Here is a 17,337-nt window from a genome sequence, read left to right on the forward strand (position 1 = left end):
GATGGATTTGTCGCGGACGGAGCTGTTCGCTGCGATCCAGCGGGACAAGCGTCTCGATCCGGAACTGTCGCAGCGGCCCCTGGCAGAGAAGTACGGGGTGCATCGCCGGACGGTGCGGCAGACCCTTCTGTGTTCTGTTCCGCCCGCCACGGAAGAAGCCGACGCCGCGGGCCACGGTCGCTGATCCGGCCAAGCCGTGGATCGACGACATGCTGCGGGAAGACGCGAACGCGCCGCGCAAGCAGAAGCACACCGCGCGCCGGATCCATCAGCGTCTGGCCCCGACCTGGTCTCCTACTCCACGGTCTGCGACTACGTGCTGGCCAGGCGCCCGCAGCTCGAGGCCGAGGTGCTGGAGGGGCGCCGACATCTGACGGTGATGAGGATCTTTGAAAACGGCTCTGACCGGATCTACGTGAACGCTCCTGTAGGTTCTTCCGGACTCGCGTGGGCGGGTGCCCGGCTGAGGTGAAAGGGAGTGACCGTGGCTGACGAACCGCTTGATGCCGAGTGGCTTCGCGGCTGGTGTGCGCAGGCGGATGCGGCGCTCGCGAAGCTGACGCAGTCGTTCCAGGCACGGTATGGCTTCGAGCCGGGCAGCAACGTGGTCATGCTCGCGACGGAGGAGAGCCATCACGCGATCAACGCACTCGTGGAGCTGACGCCGATTCCCTCGGACCTGACCACGATGTACTGGGTGATCGCCGAGGTCTCCTTGTCAGATGTGGAGAACGGTTATTTTGTTCATCCGCCGTCACTGGTCGCGGACCACTTCCGCGAGTACGGGGCCATCCAGATCGACGGGGAAGAACCTGCCCTGGTCTTCGCCAGCGATGGCGGCGGCCATCTGTTCGCACTGGCAGGCTCCGGGCGGGTCTGGAGGTCGACCACCGCCTCGTGGTCCGGTCAGTTCGACCTCGCCGGAGCCAGCCTTCAGGGGGTCTTCGAGGGGCTCTCTCGGCAGATCAGCGGCCAGCTCTGACTGCTGATCGACGAGCGGGCCCGATCACAGCCGGGCGAGGATTCGGGTCCTCAGGAGCCGGAACGAGGCCCGGCCGTACATGGCTCTCTTGATCGTTTTCACCCTATTGACGTGCCCCTCCACGATGCCCGAACTCCAGACGAGGGTCAGGCCGACGGTCACCGCGTCGAGGTCCTGGCGGAGGAACCCGGCGAATCCGCGGATCGGTGCGGGGCTGTCCAGCGGAAGGTCACCCTCGTGGCGGTGGTGGGCGGCGCCGGAAGGTGATCCGCGGCCGGGTGATCTCAGTCAAAGCTTCGTGGCGATCAGGACAAATCCGCGCCGGCGGCCATGCTTTCGTTCAACTGTTCGGAAAGCTGTGTGCTGACCACGCGCCGGATGAGAGGCCCGGCGACACATGAACTCGGGGGTTCGTTGATGGGCAGTACAAGATGGTGGCGCGCCGGCCGACGGACGCTGACAGCGGTGACGGCACTCGTTGTCGTGTCCGCGGCCGCTCCGGCTCTCGCGAATGCCGGCCAGCGTGATGATCTGCGGGTGGAGTCGTACATCCTGCCGGTCGGTGCCACAAAGCCGTCGCTGAAGGAACTGGCGACTCCTCAGGGCCGCGAAAGACTCCGGGAGATGGCCGTGCAGGCCGAGCCTGGTGCGCGGCTGGCACAGGAGACGAGGGGGCCGGCGGCTTCGTACGCGCCCCTGTCGCACCAGGCCTCCGGCTATGCCCCCGCACGGGGGGAGTCGCGCGCGGGATCATCGGCCGGGCCGGGCGCGACAGCACCGGAGCCGCCGCGGAAGATGACGTACGACGAGTGCAAGAAGGGCCTGGGCAGCGACAAGAAGTTCTATGTGAAGTCGCGGTTCGCCGTGTGCGACGGGGCCTCGTTCGTGCAGGAGTGGCTGCAGAACGGCCGCCCGGCCGGTGCGAGCATGTTCAATGTGCGTGTGGTCGGCACCATCGCACGGGACAGCCGCACGATCGACTTCCAGTACTACTTCACCGACTTCGAGACGACCGGTGAAACGGGCGCCCTGTCCATGCCGATCACCACCAAGGGAACCATCCCGAAGACCTGGCCGGCCGGCGCTCACTTCACCCGCGGTGGGAACATGCCCGGCACGAAGACATGGGCTCAACTCGAGGCCCTGCGCACGTTTCACCAGACGGTGAACGCCAAGACCGGCCAGGGAAGCGGACGCTCCGACGTGTTGTTCGCGGTCTACGAGCCGGCTGTCAGCTTCACGCCTCCCGCCCCGTGGAAACTCAACGGGGACACCGGGGGCACGCTGTTCATGCTCGCTCCCCGCTGGGACGCGGCGTCCTATCTGCCCAACTCCACCGGTGGCGGCAACCCGGCGAAGAAGGGCGCGGCGACCTTCAGCTACGACACGACGCTGATCCTGAGCGCGAAGCCGGGTGCGGAAGAGCGTGCCGAAGCCCAGCACATCAAGACGGCGTTCACGCATCCGGAGGACACCAAGCCATACATGTCGGCGAAGAAGGTGCCGGGACAGACGGTGAAGGACCCGCTGCACCGGACGGTGAGCGCCAAACGCAACGACGACAACCGCAATGCGGCGAAGAAGCAGTGCAGGCGCTACTGGGGCGCCGGCTACTCCCACGGCGGTACGCGAGACTGCGACGAGTACCCGTTCGCGAGCACCTATGAAGGGGCGGCGGAGCACGCCTATGACCCCGAAGTGCGGAAGTTCAACTTCTCCGTGAAGCCCATCGCCAAGGAAGACAACCAGGCCGGTGGCCTCATCCTGAAGGGCTTCTACTCCAAGAACCGCATCCTCGACGGTCTCGACGACGGCTTCACGGTCAAGATCATCGGCTGACCCTGCATCGTGGCGGGAGCGACCCAGCCGCTCCCGCCACGACGATGCCCTACGAGCCGGCAGGCCAGAACTGCAGGAGGTAGTGCTCCACCCCCTCGATGCTCTCCTCGCTCTCCGCCAGAGCCTTGACCGCGGCCCGCCCCGAGGAGCTGACCCGCACGCGCCACGACCCGCCCGAGTCCGCCAGCGTGATCAGGTCGTCCAACCGGCCCAGACTCATCGACCACACGGCGACCTGGCCGCTGACCGACTCGAAGTCCGCCTCCGCCTGCTCCTCCCAGCCTGCCAGGTCCTGCGCCGGCGGGGATCCGTCCCACACCTCGACCGTGAGCGCAGCGGTGTGGGTATGCCCGGCACTGGTGATGTCCAGGCGACCCGGATGAGTGCTCAGGAACGTCCCGAAGTCGAAATCGTCCGGGAACAGCAGATCCAGGACGGCATCATCGGACTCCTGCAGCCCAAACGCGTGGTAACCCACGAACACATCGACCTGCTGCTGACGGACAAGCTGTGCCACGAAGAGCCCCCGGAAGTCGCAGACGACTGGTCATCACCAGCGATCGTAAGCTCACCTCCACAGCCTCAACTCCGATACGCCACGGGTATGTCTGGTCTCGGACGAACTGCGCCGGCTGCGACTGGCCAGCCCGCATGGCCCACCGTGCACCAGCACCTGCGACGACGGAACACGACGGAATCGGACCTGCCACGCGTCACGGTAGACGTACAGGGCTGGCCTGCCGGCGGCACTGTCGATGCCCGTCGGTGAGCCAATTGACCGCAGACCATTCAGGACACACCACGAGAGACCAGGTCGGGCAAGGGCGTGGGCTCGTGCCCGTGCACTACCACCAGTTCCACATCAGCGACGAGGACGGCTCCGCCGGCCCTGACCTGCCCGGCGGGCACAACGGTCTCGTCCACGTCCAAGACGGCATTGCGACGGTCCTCACCGGCATCCACACCGGCGACGTCGACGTCACCGTCACCTTCCACACCCATGCACCCCAGCCGGAGCACATCGGGTGGGACGAGATCGTCGAACTGTCCCTGCACGCGGTATCGGCAGAACTCATGGTGCGAGGTCTGATGGCCGATCTCGACGAAGAGTTGCCCGTGCTGTCTTTCAACGGCCCCGGCGACTACCGGCTGCGCATCCACGCCCGCGGCCGGGACACCGCCATCGACCTTGCTCCGGACGAGATCACCGAGTGGTACCTCATCCAGGTATGGCCCGCACCGGCACAGGACGTGGTGGTGCTCCGCCAGACCGACCGCTACGGAGCTTCCGTCCGGGAGCGCTGACCAACGCAAGACGACAGGCGTGCACGCTCATGCGGGCAGTCGAGGGTCCCGTGGCCTATCCGGCGGTTTCGGGCTGGACCTCGTCCGTGGGTGCCGCAGTCGGCTCCGGCGCATTGGCGGCCGTGTAGAAGACGGAGCTGCCCTGCTTGGCCCGCTGGGCCAGGCTCTTGGCGACGAGGTTTTCGAGGGTGGTACGCACGACAGTGGCCTTGATGTTGCGGTCGGGGTGCGCATGGCCGAGTGCCTCGGCGATTTCCGCCGCGGAGCGGGGTTCGCTCTGCTCGGTGAGGTGACGGTGGATGAGGTCGCCCAGGGTGGTCCCCGTCCTCTTCGTGGCCGCCTTCTTGGCAACAGGCTTCTTGACGGACTGCTTCTTGGTGGCGGGCGGCTTTGCGGTGGCCGTCTTCGCCGGTCGGCGAGTGCCGGGGGCAGCCGTGGTCCTCTTCCTGGGGAGGGCACGGCGGTGCTGTCGGCCTTGGCGGGTTCAGAGGTCGGGGCTTTGACACCGAGTGCCTGCTGCATGCCCACCAGCACGGTGTGGTTGCGCTGCAGCGTGGCCAACTGCTCTTGAAGCGCAGTGAGTTCTGCCGTGATGCGCTCTTGTTCCTTGACGTTGGCTTCCAGGTCGTTGGCCACTTGGCTGATGTACTGCGAAGTCAACTCGGTGGCGGTAGACGTGTCTTCGGACATCTGTCTCTCCTCGTTTGGTGGCCGCGTCGAAGCCCTGCCGGGCGGTTGCAGCGGGTCAGGGAAGATTTTCCGGCCGCAGCGTGCCCTGGTGCGGCGATGATACGGGTGAGAAGCCCTGATTTTGCTGTGCGAGCAACACCTTCCGGTGATAGGGCTCTGGTGTGGGACCTGCGCGAAGGTGCGCTACCGGATGATGGGCCGCGCACGCCGCGCTGCAGGCCGCACCCTTGAGTGCTGCACGAACGGTTGCCACAACACCTCGTCGGTATACCGGTTGTGGTGCCAGGCTGCCAGCGCGTGCACGGCGACCAGCCGGTCGAGTAGCTCTGCGTTCTGATGAGGCGAGTGCCCGCCCAGGCGGGTGAGTGCGTCCATGTCGACGCTGTGCACAGTGTGATCGCCGATGTGCGCGGCCAGGACGAGTGTGATCAGTCGCAGTGCAGGCGGCGAGGCCGCGGACAGGTGCAAGGGTGTGGGGTGCAGCGCCCAGTGGGCGGCGCGACAGCGCGCCCTTCGACCCGGGACCTGCTCCAGGACCGCGGCGTCGAGCAGCTGCACCGCCACCCGCGTTGACCTGAGATCTGGGGACTGCAGCCAGGCTCCGTGGGCGAGTTCCTCCCAGATTTCCGTGCGTCCGTGCAGGCGCATGTTGCGTAGCAGGCCCGCGGGCAGGCGGGTGTGGCCACGGGCGTCGGCACGCAGAGCGCACTGCAGGGCGAGCATGCGGGCGGCGGGGGAGGTGAATTGGGGCAGCGCGGTGGCGAGGTAGGTGAGCGTCTCCCGTACCCGCGTGCGTTCTTCCGCCCCAAGCCGGTGAGTGCCACGTGGAGGCGCCTGCGGGGCGGGGGACTGGGGCCTGCCGAGCTGTGTGTCCGGGACGACGGCTGTGTGGCTGGTCGCGGCCGCGCAGGCCGCGCAGGCGTCGGCCAGCCGCCAGGTGCGGCCGCTGTGGTCTCGAGTGAGGGCGAGCAGTACCGGGCCGGCGCAGCCGCGGTGGCGCGGATGCCAGCGGCAGCCCTGAGCCCGGCACTGGCATGTGCGCAGATGCCCGGGCAACGCGTCAGCACGCGCGTGACAGGCCAGATGGGCCAGGGCGGCGGACCGTGCGGATGCGGCCTCACACGCGGATGTGCGGGCGGTGCAATGGGCGCAGACGAGGTTCGGCCCGCCTGCCCGTGGACGCAGTTCGACCGTCCAGATCCGCCGCACTGCGGCACCGCCGAGCCTCATCGGCTGACCGTCCTCCTGTCTGTCCGCGCCGCAGGACCGCGAATGCCTGCAGCCAGGCGTCCCGGGACGGACGCACGCTAGTGCAGATCTCTGCACCGTGACCGCCACCCCTCCGGGACAAATAGTGCAGAGGTCTGCACTGACAGGGCAGAGGTCTGCACCGTCGGATGGTGGGGTGACGATCTTCCCGCCCGACCCCAACCTCACCGCGCTGCGCGTCGAACTCGCGCGGCTCAGGGGCGAGCGCGGATGGACCTTCGACGAACTCGCCGAACGCAGCGGCCTGGCCAGGCGCACCCTCATCGACCTCGAACACGGCCGCACCACCGGCAGCCTCACCACCTGGCACGCCCTGGCCCACGCCTTCGACGTCCCCATCGAACGCTTCCTCACCTCCCTGTGCGAGGGACACCCCACTCCCGGCGCACCACAGCCCTGACCCGGCAACACCACCAGCCGCTCGTGACGCCGGGAGAGGATCACCCGCACAGGCGAGACGGCATCGAACGACAGATCCACACATCGGGCATACGTTCCCGCTTGTTGGGCCGATTGCGTGACATCCCCGAAAGCCGCCACCAGCCACCGGCGCGGCACCTGGCACGGTCACCGCCATGCGCCCCCACCCCACACACACCGGCCGCCATTGGGACGGCAGCCCCCGCCACATCCTTCCCCGCCGCTCTCTGCAGATCGCCGCGAACAGCCCCAGCCGCCTGCTGCGCGCCGGACAGACCGGCCGCTGCCGCCACTGCGGCAACCGCATCGACTGGTACCCGCGCCCCGACGACCGGCCCATCGCCCTGCACCCCACGGAAGTAGCCACCGCCGACGTCTCCCAAGCCTGCCGCTGGCACCTCAGCAGCGGCATCGCTCACCCCCACGACGACGGCAGCGGATGGTGCCGCCTCCCGCACGCCACCCTCTGCCCCCAGCAGACCCCACACTCCCGAACCAGCAACCCCCGCCTCACACCACTGCGCCGCAAACTGGCCCTACGCTCCCGGCACCTGATCGACACCGGTGCCTTCACCCCTCAAACCCATACCCCCGCCACCGCAGCCCCAGAAGGCGACGACAGGCACCCCGCCCGCCCCGTCGTCCGCATCCTTCTCGTCTACTACCTCGGCGAAGTCCCCATCGAAGACATGCACTGCGTCGCCCAGACCCGCCAAAGACACCGCTGCACACACCCCATCCTCGACCCGGCCCGCCCCGCAGGACGCTGGATGCTGCTACCCACCCAGCCTCGACGCGGCCAACTCGCTCTGCCCGACGCGCATATGGCCGTCTACGACCTCAGCCACCTGCCCTACGCGGACCAACTACGCTGGCGCGCCCAACGCTGCACCATCCACGCCGCCACACCCACAGCAGCCGACCTGGCCCTGGCCGGCTGGCAGCCCTTCGACCCGCTCCTCCACGCCGCTCACATCCACACCCAGCTGCCGGCCCCCAAGCGGCACCACCCCCGCCGACGGTGACAGATGCCGCACCACGCCCTGGAAATCACCCTCACCCATCCCCTGAACCAGGCCGAACTCGACGCTGCGAGCCGCAGAATGCCGCTCGCCGCCAACCACGACACCACCCGGCTCATGGCCCTCATCGACGCCAAGACGCCCCACCGAGCCGCACGCCGGCTGCGCCACCAGCTCGGGGGACTGCTGCCCATCGACGTGATCACCACGCACTACCCGGACGCGGAGCACAACGTGCTGCTCAACGCGGCCTTCCCCCCTGACACACACGCCGCCGTGAAGGCCGAAGCCCGCCGAGCGGGCCTGACCCCGCAACGCTTCATGGAACTGGCTGTGCACCGAGCCTTAGCCCACCACACCGAGCGTGAGATGAACCGCCTCCATCAGGAGATGCGCCAGCTGCTGACCCACACCAGCCCCGCACATCTGCTCTCCGCCGTCGGGCACGCAATCGCCCGACTCCCCAAGGACCCCACGCCATGAAGCCCACCGACGAACAGACCGCCGCGGCCGACGCCTTCCACGCCGGCGAACACCTGGCCGTGCAAGCCGGAGCCGGCACCGGCAAGACCACCATGCTGGCCCTGCTCGCTCACGCCACCCGACGCCGCGGCCACTGCCTCGCCTACAACCGGGCCATCGCACAGGACGCCGCCGCCCGCTTCCCGCGCACCGTGCAATGCAAAACCACGCACGCCCTCGCCTACGCCGCCGTCGGCCACCGGTACACCCCCCGTCTGAACGCCCCACGCCGCCCGGCCTGGCAGACCGGACAGACCCTCGGCATCACCAAAGCCATCCGCGTCGGCGAACGCGAAGTCTCCCAACGGGCCCTGTCCAACGCACTCCTGCGCACCGTGAACCGCTTCTGCCACACCAGCGACACCGAGATCACCCGCCACCACGTCCCGAAGCTACGCGGCCTGGAAGACAAGGACCTCCACCGCGAACTCGCCTCCCACATCGTCCCGGTGGCCCGCAAAGCCTGGACAGACCTGCAGAACCCCGACGACGGCTGCGTCCGCTTCGAACACGACCACTACCTGAAGATCTGGGCCCTCACCCGGCCGAAACTCGACGCCGACTTCCTGCTCCTGGACGAGGCCCAGGACACCAACCCCGTCGTTGAGGAGATCTTCCTCGCCCAGCGCGACCACGCCCAGCTCGTCCTGGTCGGCGACTCCGCCCAGGCCATCTACCACTGGCGCGGCGCCAAAGACGTCATGACCGGCTTCAACGGCACCCGCCTGACCCTGTCGCAGTCCTTCCGCTTCGGACCCGCCCTCGCCGAGGAAGCCAACCGCTGGCTGCACCTGGCCGATGCCCCCATCCGGCTCACCGGCACCCCCACCGTGGCCACCGAAATCGGCCCCGTCGCCCATCCGGACGCCGTGCTGTGCCGCACCAATGTCGGTGCCATGGCCCACGTCATGACACTCATGGCCGCGGGGTACCAGGTTGCCTTGGCCGGCGGAGGTGACGGCCTGCGCGCTCTCGCCCAGGCTGCGCGCGAGCTGAAAGAAGGACGCCGCACCCACCATCCCGAACTGACCCTCTTCCCCTGCTGGGGCGATCTGCAGGACTACGCCGCCCATGACCCAGCCGGACACGACCTGCAGCCGCTGGTCAACCTCGTCGACACCCACGGCACCGACGCGATCCTCACCGCTGTCGCCCGGCTCGTCCCCGAACAGGCCGCCCACATCACTATCTCCACCGCCCACAAAGCCAAGGGACGGGAATGGCCGTGCGTCCTGATCGCCGACGACTTCGCCCGCCCCAAGCAGCACCAGCAGCCGGGAGAACCAAGCGATCCCGCGACTGCCCCCGAGCCGATCGACGACGCCGAAGCACGCCTGGCCTACGTAGCCGTCACTCGTACCCGCCAGCGTCTGGACCTTGGCGGCCTGTCCTGGATTCACGACACCCCTGGCAGAGCGTGCTGAAGAGTCGGGACTCAGCCGGCAGCAGGGCTTGTGCGCCCCCGGCCGGTGACGCGGTGCACCCGTAGCCGGCGTACGGGGCGCCAGTTCAGGGTCCTGCGCAGATGCGGAATTAAGGCGCACATCCGGCGAGCGCTTCGACCGGTGGCGGCTGGATGCACCGCGGCGACCGCCGGTGCGGCTTCGGCAGGGCTGTTTACCGCCGTCGTAGCGTCGTCGAGCGCTGTCTGAGCTACCTCAAGCAGCGGCGGTCATGGCCATCAGCGCGACAAGCAGGATGGCGATCGTCTGAAGCTTCGCGTGTGATCCGTGAATCCGGCCAGCGGATACCTGTGCTGACAGGGGAGGGCTACGTCGGGGCCCCGGTCGTGATCGACATCACCTGCCCGTGTGGGGGCCGTTCAGCATTCCCCCTGTTCACGGCTTCTTCATAACGTCTACAGTCTCGCTTCACTGATCAACTTTCGGTCGAGTCGACTGGATACTGGGCTATGGCCAGTCGGTTCGGCTCGTTGGCCTGCCTTTGTTGTGTTTTGGGCCGCCGGTTCCCCATTCACGTGATGCGGGGGAGCGGGCGTGTGGGAGGGGGCTTGATGGCGTCTGGGCGTGCGCGCATGCTTTCCGTCGGTGTGACCAGGTACAAGATCACGGGGGAGACCCCCCGGTTCGGCTCTATGGCGCCTGGCGGCGCGACAGACGGCAGCCGCTTCCGCCGGCGGGCAACGCTTTGGGCACGTTGGGGAGGGCATCGCGTCACTAGTGAGCCGTATCAGGCGCTGGTGGCTGTATCCCTTTGTCAGATTGTTTAAGGGGAAAATAAAGGTGACTAATCGTACTCTTCTGGCGGCTGCGGCCCTGTGCGTGACGGCAGTGGTGGCGCTCACCGCGTGCGGAGACGACAAGAAGGCCGATGCCAAAGTGGCAGGACACTCTGCTTCCGCAACGCCGTCGCCTGCGAAGCTGTTCGAGGGGTTGAGCGCGGCCCAGATTGCCGGGAAGTCACGGCTGGCCATGACGAAGCTGAAGTCGTTCAGGGTCAAGGGCGGCAGAACCAGCCACGGCGTGGAGATGACCATCGACTTCACTGTCGCCGGGAAAGGCAGCTGTCAGGGGACCTTCACTGTCGCAGGCGCGCACACTGATCTCCGTGTGGTCAGCGGTCACAGGTACATGAAGGGCGACAAGAAGTTCTGGCAGCAGTCAGGGAGAAGGAAGGGTTCGCCGCCCAAGGAGACGAACGCCCTCGCCGAGATGTTCAAGGGACGATGGTTCGCGGTGCCGGAACAGGCCGCGAAGGCGGGCGATGACTTCTACGCCTGCGACTTCAACGTATTCACGAAGGACAGCTCCCTCAGCAGAGGCGCGGAAACCGAGGTCGATGGCATACCTGCTGTGACGCTCACGGGGAAGGAAGGCTCCGGGGGGACACGAACCATCCTCGTATCCGCCAAGGGAGAGCCCTACCCGCTCAGGATGACCGTCGAGGGCGGCACTGCGCCCGGCTCGCTCGAGTACTCGGCGTTCAACGAGCCTGTGACCGTCACGCCCCCGCCGGCCGACGAGGTCCTGGACTTCGACAAACTGAAGAAGTGACACTCGGCTTGCGGCCGTCCCCTGTCCAGTCGGACAGGGGACGGCCGCGGTCATGGATGAAAGGTAGCCGGGCCCGCAGCGGTCGCGGCTGATTCGTAAGAGGCCAGCAACTGAGCGGGGCACCGACCAGTCCGGCATACCGCTGCGCTGCTGCGTGGAGTTGGCATGGAGGCGTTGGCCGAAGCCCTCCTCCCGCATGGCCGTCCGTCACCTGCTTGCATGGCTGACACGAAAGCGACGGTTGCTCCGGCTGGCGTTTGCGGCGTGCCGTGTGCAGTTGTGATGATGTGTTTCATGTCTGAGCACGGGGGTGCGGTCGACGAGCCGCAGAGGGTTCCACGGTCGCGACTTGCGGACTACATCGAGATGGGGGAGGCGTCGGGCTCCCGAGAGCCGATGACGTCTTCGCGCGAGCGCCAGGAGCGGGATACGCAGCAGGATGACCAGCCGCCCGCTTCCGAGCCTGTTCGCGAGCCCACACTTGATGATCCCGAAGTAGCTGCTCGTAGACGCGAGTTCGCGGCCCTCCTCGGCGAGTTCCGCCGCACCTCCGTGCTCGTCCCGCTGGGCGACGGGCCTGGCCCGGACGAGGAACGCGGTTTGCTAACCGCGGACTTGGGCGGTATCCGCTTCATCCTGGCCTTCTCGGACGAGCAGGCTCTGGCCCGCTACGCGGTGGCACGCGGCGAGGCGGCGCGCGAGTGGAGGTACCAGACCGTCCTTGGCGCACGTCTGCTGGATGTGGCGGTGCCCGCGGCCGGGGTGCCCTGCGGGGTGGCGCTGGACTGCGCGGACGGCGAGGAAGGCATGGTGTTCCCGCCGGTGCGCGGGATCGTGCCGGACGAGGCGGCATTGGACTTCGACATCGACGCCGACAGGGACGCGGGGGACACGCTATGAGCGGTGACGGCAAGGATCTGAAGACCGATGGGCTCGCCCTGATCGCCAAGGGGCTGACCGAGGCGCTGGGCGAGCTGAAGGAGCTGGGCATGGTGGGCGAGGCCGGGGCCGGGCGCGGCTTCGGCGACATCTCCCTGTCCGGGCTGGAACTCGGCCACGAGGGGCTGACGGGGGAGTTCAAGTCGTTCTGCGAGCGCTGGGAGTGGGGCGTGCGCTCGCTGATCAACGAGGGCAACGGGTTCGCCGTGAAGACGGGGCTGGCGGCGGGCACGTACTACGAGAACGACAAGTACGTCGAGGGCACCTTCAAGGTCGTCACCAACGCGGCCATCGGCAATCCGTACGCCTCCGAGGAGGACGTGGAGAAGATGGGCTGGGGCGACATCGCCAAGTCCGGGGTGTACGGCGGCAACGTGGACTACAGCAAGGAGTCCTTCGACCAGGCCATGGACAAGAGCGGGCAGGCTTGGAAGGACGCGGGCCGGGACGTCATGACTTCGCACACCATCGGGGCGGTGCCGGGCCTGAACCCGGAAGACCTCCACGGTGCGTTCGGGGTGTCGGACGAGGAGTACAACCAGTACCTGGACGACACCTTCGGACCCTCTCCCGAGGCCCGCGCCAAGGCGGCCGAGCAGCAGGGCGGTGAGGGCTGATGGGACTCGGCGACGTCACCAACTCGCTCCTCGGCGGCGCGGAGAACCTTTACGACAAAGGCAAGAAGAAGCTCGGCGAGGCCGTCGACTACGGCAGCGACAAGCTGGGCGGGGCCTTGGACCATGCCGGTCTGCACGACTGGGCCGACGGGGTTGAGGACTGGGGCGACGAGATGGCCTCCGACCTGGGCGCCACCCCCGGAGAGCAGCAGCTCGGCCAGACCGAGGACGCCAACGAACTCGTCCACGGCAACCCGGACAAGATCCGCGAGAGTGCCAAGCACCTGAAGGACTTCCACGGCGCTTTCGACAAGGTCAGCTCGGGCCTGAAGAAGGTCGACTCCTCCGGCTGGCAGGGCGAGGGCGGCGACGCCTTCCGGGAGAAGTTCGGCGTCCATCCCACCAAGTGGGCCCAGGCTGCCGAAGCCTGCGCATCGGCGGCGGGGGCACTGGAGTCGTACGCGGACACCGTCAAGTGGGCGCAAGGGCAGGCCAAGGAGGCCATCGAGCTCTACAAGAAGGGCGCGAAGGCAGCCCAGGACGCAGCCACCACCTACCAGACCAAGGCCGAAGCCTACAACGCCAAACTCCGGGCGGATGAGGACCCGGGACCCAAGCCGGAGCAGGACCACAACGCTGGAAAGGCCGCCATCAAGGCGGCCGTCGACAAGCTCCGCGAAGCCCGCAAGCAGCGCAACACGGCCGCTTCCGAGGCGCAGGGCAAGGTCAAGGCCGCCCTCGCGCACGCGCCGGCCGAGCCCCCGCCGCTGGAGCGCCTACGCAATGACTTCGCGGACGGCTATCAGGCCGTCAACACCGAACTCACGCATGTGGTCGGAGGCGCCCTCAAGGGCACTGCGGGCCTGCTCAACTTCGCCCGCGGCCTCAACCCCATGGACCCCTACAGCCTGACCCACCCGGCCGCCTATGCGCAGAACGTCAACATGACGCTGGCCGGCCTGGTCTCCACGGCCGCGCACCCCGAGCGGGTCGTCCAGGCCGCCGTGGACGGTTTCAAGAAGGACCCTTCGGAGTTCATCGGCCGCCTCATCCCGGAACTCATCGGCACGAAGGGCGCGGGGCTGGCCCGGGGCGGGCTGCGACTCGCGTTGAAGGAGGGCGCGGAAGAGGCGGCGTCGCAGGGGCTGCGTAAAGGCGCCCGGAACGCGGTTGAGGAGGGGAGCGAGAATGCGGCCGGGAAGTCAGCTCGACAGAGGGTGAATGAGGGCCCGGCGGAGGACTCCCGGTCCGAGGGCAAGCACAGCGAGGAGACCGACCCGATCGACCTCGCCACCGGCAAGATGTACCTGCCGCAGACGGACGTCACCCTTCCCGGTGTACTGCCCCTGTCTCTCAAGCGGCGGGTGGAGTCCGGCTACCACCTCGGCCGCTGGTTCGGACCATCTTGGTCCTCCACGCTCGACCAGCGCCTGGAGATCGACGCGGAAGGCGTCGTTTTCGTCACCGAGGACGGCCTCCTCCTGGCCTACCCCCACCCCGCACCCGGCGTGCCGACCCTGCCCAGCCACGGCCCGCGCCGTCCCCTGGATCGTGTGGACGGCGGCTACACCATCACGGACCCCCAGACACACCACGCCTGGCACTTCGCGGACCAGGGCGACAACCTTGCGGTCCTGGAGCAGATCGACGACCGCAACGGCAACTGGATCACCTTCGAATACGACGCGGAAGGCACCCCGCTCGCCGTCGTATCCAGCAGTGGTCAAGCCGTACAAGTCACCACGGACTCCGGCCGCATCACGGCCTTCCACCTGTCCGCCACCGGCGAAAACCTCAAGCGCTACTCCTACACGGACGGCAACCTCACAGAAATCATCAACTCCTCCGGCCTGCCCCTCCGCTTCACCTACGACGAAGCCGGCCGCATCACCTCGTGGACAGACACGAACGACCGCAGCTACACCTACGAATACGACGACCGTGACCGCTGCATAGCCGAGGGCGGATCCGCAGGACACATGGCACTGCGCCTGTCCTATGAGGAACCCGACCCGGAAACCGGTCTACGGACAACGACTGCCACGACCGGCGAAGGCCACACCCGCCGCTACCTCATCAACAACAACTGGCAGGTGGTCGCGGCGATCGACCCCCTCGGCGCGACCACCCACTACCGTCGCGACCGCTACAACCGCCTCCTCTCCGAGACGGACCCACTGGGCCACACAACGACGTTCGACTACGACGACAAGGGCAACCTCACGTCAGTGGTCCGCCCGGACGGCCGCGAGGCGAGAGCCGAATACAACCCACTCGGCCTGCCCGTGAAGATGGTGAACCCGGACGGCACGGTCGTACGCCAGACGTACGACGAACGCGGCAACCGCACGTCGGTGACGGACCCCGCCGGCCAGACGACGCGCTTCACGTATACCGAGGCCGGCCACCTGACCTCCGTGATCGACCCTCTGGGCAACACGACAACAGTCACCTGCGACCGCGCCGGCCTCCCGCTGGAGGTCACAGACCCGCTAGGCGCGACCACCCGATATGAGCGGAACGATTTCGGCCGCCCGGTCGCGATCACGGACCCGACCGGCGCCACGACGCGCCTGCAATGGACAGCCGAAGGCCATCTCGCCCGCCGCACAGCCGCCGACGACACGTCAGAGACCTGGACGTACGACGGAGAGGGCAACTGCACCAGCCACACCGACCCCATGGGCGGAGTGACCCATTTCGAGTACACCCACTTCGACCTGCTCAGGGCCCGGACCGGTCCGGACGGAGCGCGCTACGAGTTCGACCACGACACGGAATTGCGCCTGAGGAAGGTCACGAATCCGCAGGGTCTGACGTGGACGTACGAATACGACGCGGCCGGCCGCCTGGTGACGGAGACGGACTTCGACGACCGCACGCTGACGTACGCGTACGATGCCGCGAACCGCCTCACTTCTCGCAGGAACGCTCTTGGCGAGGTGGTGTCCTTCGAGCGCAACGAACTGGGCCAGGTACTCCGCAAGGACGCCGCCGGACTGGTCACGACATACGCCTACGACCTGACCGACGAGCTGGCACAGGCAACCGGCCCAGAGGGAACGACCCTCACTCTCCTGCGCGACCGCCACGGCCGCCTGCGCTCCGAGACGGTCAACGGCCGGACCCTCACCTACACCTATGACACGCTGGGCCGCCGCATCGGCCGCACGACCCCCACCGCAGCCACCACCACCTGGTCGTACGACGCCGTCGGCCGCCGCACCAGCATGGTGGCCTCGGGCCGAACCATCGACTTCACCTACGATGAAGCAGGCCGCGAACGAACTCGTCACATCGGCGAAACCATCGCCCTGGACCACACCTTCGACGCCCTGGGCCGATTGAAGACCCAGTCCGTGACAGGTACCCACGGACACATGGTGCACCGCGCCTACACCTACCGTGCCGACGGCAACCTGCTCGGCATCGACGACCACCTGTCCGGCTCCCGCCGCTTTGACCTGGACGCCGCAGGCCGGGTCACAGCAGTACACGCGTCCAACTGGACCGAGACATACGCCTACGACGAGGCAGGCAACCAGACCCAGGCACAGTGGCCGACCGAACACCCCGGCCAGGAAGCAGTAGGCACCCGCACCTACACCGGCACCCGCATCACCCGCGCCGGCAACGTCCGCTACGAACACGACGCCCTCGGCCGCATCACCCTCCGCCAGAAGACCCGCCTGTCCCGCAAACCGGACACCTGGCGCTACGAATGGGACACCGAGAACCACCTGACATCGGTGGTGACCCCCGACGGCACCCGCTGGCACTACACCTACGACCCACTGGGCCGACGCACGGCGAAACTCCGGCTCACAGCGGATGGCGAAACCGTTGTGGAGCGCGTCGACTTCACCTGGGACGGCACCACGCTCTGCGAACAGACCACCACGTCCCCTGACCTCCCCAACCCGGTCACCCTCACCTGGGACCACCAGGGCCTGCGACCTGTCGCTCAGACGGAACGCATCACCACAGCAGACGTGCCCCAAGACGAGATCGACTCCCGCTTCTTCGCCATCGTCACCGACCTCGTCGGCACCCCCAGCGAACTCATCGACGAACACGGCGACATCGCCTGGCGGACCCGAAGCACCCTATGGGGAACGACGGCATGGGCCGCCAACAGCACCGCCTACACACCCCTGCGTTTCCCCGGCCAGTACTACGACCCCGAAACCGGCCTCCACTACAATTACTTCCGCCACTACGACCCCGAAGTTGCGCGCTACGTCACCCCTGACCCTCTCGGGCTCGCACCCGCACCGAACCCCGACACGTATGTTCACAACCCGCATACGTGGGGAGATCCTCTGGGATTGGCACCGGACGAGTGCCCGTACCGTGTCGAACCAGTTCCCGACGAAGAGTTGGGCACCCTGTACCACTACACAAACGAGACGGGCTACAACGGCATCCTGGAGAGCAAGGAACTGCGAGCATCCCTGAAGGCAGACAATCCAAAGGACGCACGCTTCGGAGATGGCCAGTACCTTTCCGACATCCAGCCTGGAACGAAGACCCCCGGCCAGCTCTCCTATGCTTTCGTGCGGGTGCCATGGGCTGGCCACAAGTTCAGCCACTTCATCGAGGTAGACGTTCGTGGACTTGAGGTCATGCGATCGGTTGAGCGGCCCGACGTCTTCGTGGTACACAACCAGGGTCCACTCGACCTGACAGGTCGCATCGTCAGCCATGGAAAGAGCTAA

The 17,337-nt window shown here is 67.4% G+C and carries 14 protein-coding genes and 1 pseudogene; 11 read left to right on the top strand and 4 right to left on the bottom strand.

The genetic code is table 11. From position 1 onward, the window contains the following. The first annotated feature begins 484 nt into the window (after positions 1-484). Positions 485-982, top strand: coding sequence for a hypothetical protein (locus CRP49_RS36005; protein WP_257033628.1), 498 nt, complete (start codon positions 485-487; stop codon positions 980-982). A 24-nt stretch (positions 983-1,006) separates the two neighbouring features. Here the strand turns inward: CRP49_RS36005 and CRP49_RS46305 are convergent. After that, positions 1,007-1,177: pseudogene (locus CRP49_RS46305) on the bottom strand (ISL3 family transposase); the annotation flags it as partial. A 600-nt stretch (positions 1,178-1,777) separates the two neighbouring features. Here CRP49_RS46305 and CRP49_RS48380 point away from each other — a divergent pair. Then, positions 1,778-2,821 carry a NucA/NucB deoxyribonuclease domain-containing protein gene (locus CRP49_RS48380; protein ID WP_257033629.1) on the top strand — a complete coding sequence of 348 codons (1,044 nt, stop codon included), beginning with the start codon at positions 1,778-1,780 and terminating at the stop codon, positions 2,819-2,821. A gap of 49 nt (positions 2,822-2,870) precedes the next feature. On the opposite strand, the gene CRP49_RS36020 is transcribed toward CRP49_RS48380, so the two are convergent. Further along, entirely contained in the window at positions 2,871-3,338 is a 468-nt protein-coding gene (locus CRP49_RS36020; protein WP_097257082.1) for a hypothetical protein, read from the bottom strand. Positions 3,339-3,655: 317 nt separating this feature from the next. Here CRP49_RS36020 and CRP49_RS48385 point away from each other — a divergent pair, with 317 nt between their 5' ends. Further along, the gene (locus tag CRP49_RS48385) at positions 3,656-4,126 is read left to right on the top strand and encodes a hypothetical protein (RefSeq protein ID WP_257033630.1); all 471 of its coding nucleotides are present in this window, start codon (positions 3,656-3,658) and stop codon (positions 4,124-4,126) included. A 55-nt stretch (positions 4,127-4,181) separates the two neighbouring features. On the opposite strand, the gene CRP49_RS48940 is transcribed toward CRP49_RS48385, so the two are convergent. Together CRP49_RS48940 and CRP49_RS36035 are read right to left on the bottom strand one after the other, a co-directional pair. Further along, positions 4,182-4,439: a BlaI/MecI/CopY family transcriptional regulator gene (locus CRP49_RS48940; protein ID WP_306459787.1), complete on the bottom strand. Its 258-nt coding sequence runs from the start codon at positions 4,437-4,439 to the stop codon at positions 4,182-4,184. Between the two features lie 560 nt (positions 4,440-4,999). Beyond that, positions 5,000-5,872, bottom strand: coding sequence for a hypothetical protein (locus tag CRP49_RS36035; protein ID WP_257033631.1), 873 nt, complete (start codon positions 5,870-5,872; stop codon positions 5,000-5,002). Between the two features lie 349 nt (positions 5,873-6,221). Between CRP49_RS36035 and CRP49_RS36040 the strand changes: the two genes are divergently transcribed. The 8 genes from CRP49_RS36040 (at position 6,222) to CRP49_RS36075 (ending at position 17,337) form a co-directional block, all read left to right on the top strand. Continuing rightward, positions 6,222-6,485: a helix-turn-helix transcriptional regulator gene (locus CRP49_RS36040; protein ID WP_097257083.1), complete on the top strand. Its 264-nt coding sequence runs from the start codon at positions 6,222-6,224 to the stop codon at positions 6,483-6,485. A gap of 175 nt (positions 6,486-6,660) precedes the next feature. Continuing rightward, on the top strand, positions 6,661-7,530 hold the full coding sequence (locus CRP49_RS36045; RefSeq protein WP_097257084.1) for a DUF6083 domain-containing protein: 870 nt from the start codon (positions 6,661-6,663) through the stop codon (positions 7,528-7,530). A 3-nt stretch (positions 7,531-7,533) separates the two neighbouring features. Then, a complete protein-coding gene (locus tag CRP49_RS36050) occupies positions 7,534-8,010 on the top strand; it encodes a hypothetical protein (protein ID WP_097257085.1) in 477 nt (158 codons plus the stop codon). Then, on the top strand, positions 8,007-9,473 hold the full coding sequence (locus tag CRP49_RS36055) for a UvrD-helicase domain-containing protein (RefSeq protein ID WP_097257086.1): 1,467 nt from the start codon (positions 8,007-8,009) through the stop codon (positions 9,471-9,473). Before CRP49_RS36050 ends, CRP49_RS36055 begins: the two co-directional genes overlap by 4 nt. Before the next feature lie 858 nt (positions 9,474-10,331). Next, positions 10,332-11,063, top strand: a complete 732-nt coding sequence (locus CRP49_RS36060; RefSeq protein WP_143670068.1) for a hypothetical protein — start codon at positions 10,332-10,334, stop codon at positions 11,061-11,063. Positions 11,064-11,357: 294 nt separating this feature from the next. Then, positions 11,358-11,963 carry a hypothetical protein gene (locus CRP49_RS36065; RefSeq protein WP_097257731.1) on the top strand — a complete coding sequence of 202 codons (606 nt, stop codon included), beginning with the start codon at positions 11,358-11,360 and terminating at the stop codon, positions 11,961-11,963. Next, entirely contained in the window at positions 11,960-12,619 is a 660-nt protein-coding gene (locus CRP49_RS36070) for a hypothetical protein (protein WP_097257088.1), read from the top strand. The genes CRP49_RS36065 and CRP49_RS36070 overlap by 4 nt, the downstream gene beginning before the upstream one ends. Continuing rightward, the gene (locus tag CRP49_RS36075) at positions 12,619-17,337 is read left to right on the top strand and encodes a putative T7SS-secreted protein (protein WP_097257089.1); all 4,719 of its coding nucleotides are present in this window, start codon (positions 12,619-12,621) and stop codon (positions 17,335-17,337) included. Before CRP49_RS36070 ends, CRP49_RS36075 begins: the two co-directional genes overlap by 1 nt.

Source organism: Streptomyces sp. Ag109_G2-15, from assembly GCF_900215565.1.
Lineage (GTDB): Bacteria > Actinomycetota > Actinomycetes > Streptomycetales > Streptomycetaceae > Streptomyces > Streptomyces diastatochromogenes.